This window comes from Pseudomonas sp. LAM2023 (assembly GCF_016620375.1).
Lineage (GTDB): Bacteria > Pseudomonadota > Gammaproteobacteria > Pseudomonadales > Pseudomonadaceae > Aquipseudomonas > Aquipseudomonas anuradhapurensis.
Genome location: NZ_JAENHV010000038.1, coordinates 1 through 2,916 on the forward strand (window position 1 = coordinate 1; position 2,916 = coordinate 2,916).

The 2,916-nt window shown below is 49.7% G+C and carries 3 protein-coding genes and 1 pseudogene; all 4 read left to right on the plus strand.

Translation table 11 applies throughout. From position 1 onward, the window contains the following. The first annotated feature begins 487 nt into the window (after positions 1–487). Entirely contained in the window at positions 488–772 is a 285-nt protein-coding gene (locus JKP78_RS25560; protein ID WP_420831020.1) for a TreTu family toxin, read from the plus strand. Further along, positions 763–1,026, plus strand: a complete 264-nt coding sequence (locus tag JKP78_RS24865; RefSeq protein ID WP_186689854.1) for an immunity protein TriTu family protein — start codon at positions 763–765, stop codon at positions 1,024–1,026. The genes JKP78_RS25560 and JKP78_RS24865 overlap by 10 nt, the downstream gene beginning before the upstream one ends. A gap of 525 nt (positions 1,027–1,551) precedes the next feature. Next, on the plus strand, positions 1,552–2,301 hold the full coding sequence (locus JKP78_RS24870) for a hypothetical protein (protein WP_186689856.1): 750 nt from the start codon (positions 1,552–1,554) through the stop codon (positions 2,299–2,301). 47 nt (positions 2,302–2,348) lie between these two features. After that, positions 2,349–2,916, plus strand: a pseudogene (locus JKP78_RS24875) (RHS repeat domain-containing protein); the annotation flags it as partial.

Genomic DNA, 2,916 nt, shown 5'->3' on the forward strand with positions numbered 1-2,916 from the left:
TGAAAGCGTTTATTAAGGGTCGTATATGAAGTTTCTATGTCTGGTCGATGTTGCCGTTAGCGAGAAGTAGAAAGCCTTAAAGCGAGCGAAGCAGATTTAAGCGTTTTGTTGAAGGCTGATCGGAGTACAGCAGATGATTAATTCTGAAAACATGCGAGGAGCTATGGCAATGGAAATCCGAGATGCTCGCCGAGTGGCTTCGGAATAGGACAGCCTAGAAAATACAATGTGGCTATGCAAGAAATGCTGGCTTACTCCAAGTGTCAAGGGTATTTGGTAAAAAAGATAATGAATGACCAAGAGCTTTCTAGGTGGAAGCAGAAACTACAGTCACTTGATCCTTATGAGTCTGAGGTAGACTGTAGGATGTTTTTCGAACTTCTCGATGAAGTGCAAGGGCCAGATGCAGCGGGCCAAGCGCCAGCGCGAACGGGCTGTTTCGTTGTGCCTGGACCACAGGCACGAAGCTGCCCGGCTCGTACAGGTAATGCACGGTGCGCGAAGTTCTACAGGAACAACACATGTTGCATCTCCAGCCAGTATTGATGCTTTTGGAAAACAGGCTAATCCCGGAACTAAGTATGTTGAGTTTAATGTTCCAGAGGGGTCTCTCATTAAAACCAATGAGGGGTGGGCAAAAATTGTGGGTCCCGCCTCATTAGAGGGAAGGCTTGCCAATAGGAAGGGTAATCCTGTACCGGAAATGCCAGTGGCAGAAGACATTCAAGTCAAAGCACATAAAACGGAAGATGGAATAATCAAATGTTCATAGAGATATTGGCTTGGCTTGAGGTTAACTCAAGCAGAATGCTGGATCTGAATGAGAATGAGTTAAGCACAAGTGCCGTTATAAATGTTGATGATGAGTGTAATCTGGCGAGGCTGACATTGTGGGATGATGATAGCTGTGTCATTGAAGCTATCGATGTCGAGTCTGGTGACTATATAATTAATGAGCGTTACGAGATAAAAGACCTGCAGGGATTCATTGAGATTTTCGGAAAATTCATTTCGGTATTGAAATAGGGATGTTTTAGTTTTAGCGGATTTGTGCCTGGTCGCGGCCGCGCTGGCGGGCCCAGGCTAGGTGCCTGCCAACCCGCCAGCCGCCGCAGACAACCTGCTGGCCTACGCCCCCCAGGCCAGCATCGACAACTGCATGGCCGGCACCTACAGCACCAACCTTAACTCCGTCCTTAATGCGACGGCCAAGGCCGAACTGCTCGCATGCTTAACCTGAAGAGGTAAAAATGTCCAAGGGTTTGGCGGTTAGCATGATGAGCGTGATATGCCAGTCAGGCATATGTCTCCTGGGCACTCAACAGTGTATCCAATTCGCGATGGCACGGGATGCATATGAGGGATTGCTTAAAGAGTTGCTGTGGGGGTATGTGGGTAAGGTATGAGTGAGTTTATGAAGGCGTTTAGTACGGTCGCGGGTTCTTTTAATGAGAAGGTTCGCGGCTTTATTGGGTCGGTTCAGCGTTTTGGGCTTTCGTGGGTCGTGCCGGGGGATACACTGAGAAAGAGAGAACTCGTCGGAGAATTTAGATGGCAGATTACTATAATTTTCTGGTGGCCCATTCGGTGGCCGGAGAGAGGCTGGATTTCGTTAAGAACTACTCTGCGTTCGAGCAATGGATGCAACGGGTGGGCGGAAAAATTGAACGTTGTGGCGGTAAAAATGGGCGTGTAATTAAGTTTAGTCGCGAGAAATACCTGAAGGAAATTAGTGAGGGTAAGATTGATGTAATTGAGCTATACTCCGAGAGGATATGGGAGAAAGGTGAGGGGAGTGAGACGCTGAATTGCAATTTTTCATCAGTTGTATCTGCGGATGAGGGGCTCGTGCTTACTGCATTTTCGGAAAAGCTGAATTTGGAATCGCTGGTTGAGTCTTTTCTAGTCTGTCCAGATTGGTATGCCGATTTTGACTATGCATATGCATATACAGAAAGCCATGCGTTTGGTTTTGGTTATGCGTTTGGGCGATATGTCCCAGATGAAAACCACCCGCTAATGTGGCCTAGGCGTAGCGAGACCATCATGTGGCTCAAGATGCAGTGGTCTGGTAAAACTGATGAGTATATTAGGGATGTGTATCCAGTAAATCTATTTTCTACACGTAAGCTGCAAGCGCTTCCTCCCGAGAAGCTCGAAATGCTAAGTCTTGTGATGTCAGAACTTGGTGAGGCTCTTGATAAGTCTGGATTTAAGCTCTGGGTTTTGTCTGATGCTGATCGTGAAAGAGCTAGAAGCAAACTTGCCGATGGCCATTTACTGGCGTCATGTATGGTCTGACTTTTATTTAAGCGGCGGAGTCGGACTTCGCCAATTATAATGGTTGAGATGGCGATAACCTCGCCTGGGAAAGCTCGCGGCCGCAGGACGAAGGTGAGACCGGGCGCACCGTGCATTACCTGTACGAGCCGAGCAGTTTCGTTCCGGTTGCCCAGGCGCAACGAAACAACCCGATCCGCCTGCTGCGCCAGCCGGACTGGAGCGACCGGGAATGCGATTTCGATCAGGACCCACTGTGGCACACCGAGGTCAAGCCGCAGGCATTCGATGCGATCCTTTGGTACCAGTGTGACCACCTCGGTACGCCGATGGAACTCACCGACCACAATGGCGAAGTGGCCTGGACGGCGCAGTACAAAGCGTGGGGGGAGGTCAAGGAAGCCCGCTCGGAGTGGGCCAAGCAAGTCGGTCTGAGCAATCCGATACAGTTCCAAGGGCAGTACCATGATCATGAGGCCGGGCTGCATTACAACCGTTATCGGTACTATGATCCGGCGGCTGGGCGGTTTGTCAGCCAAGATCCTATCAGCTATCTGGGCGGCTTCAACCTCTATCAGTATGTGCCGAACCCGATCGAGTGGATTGACCCGTGGGGGCTGAAGCGGCTCAAGAATG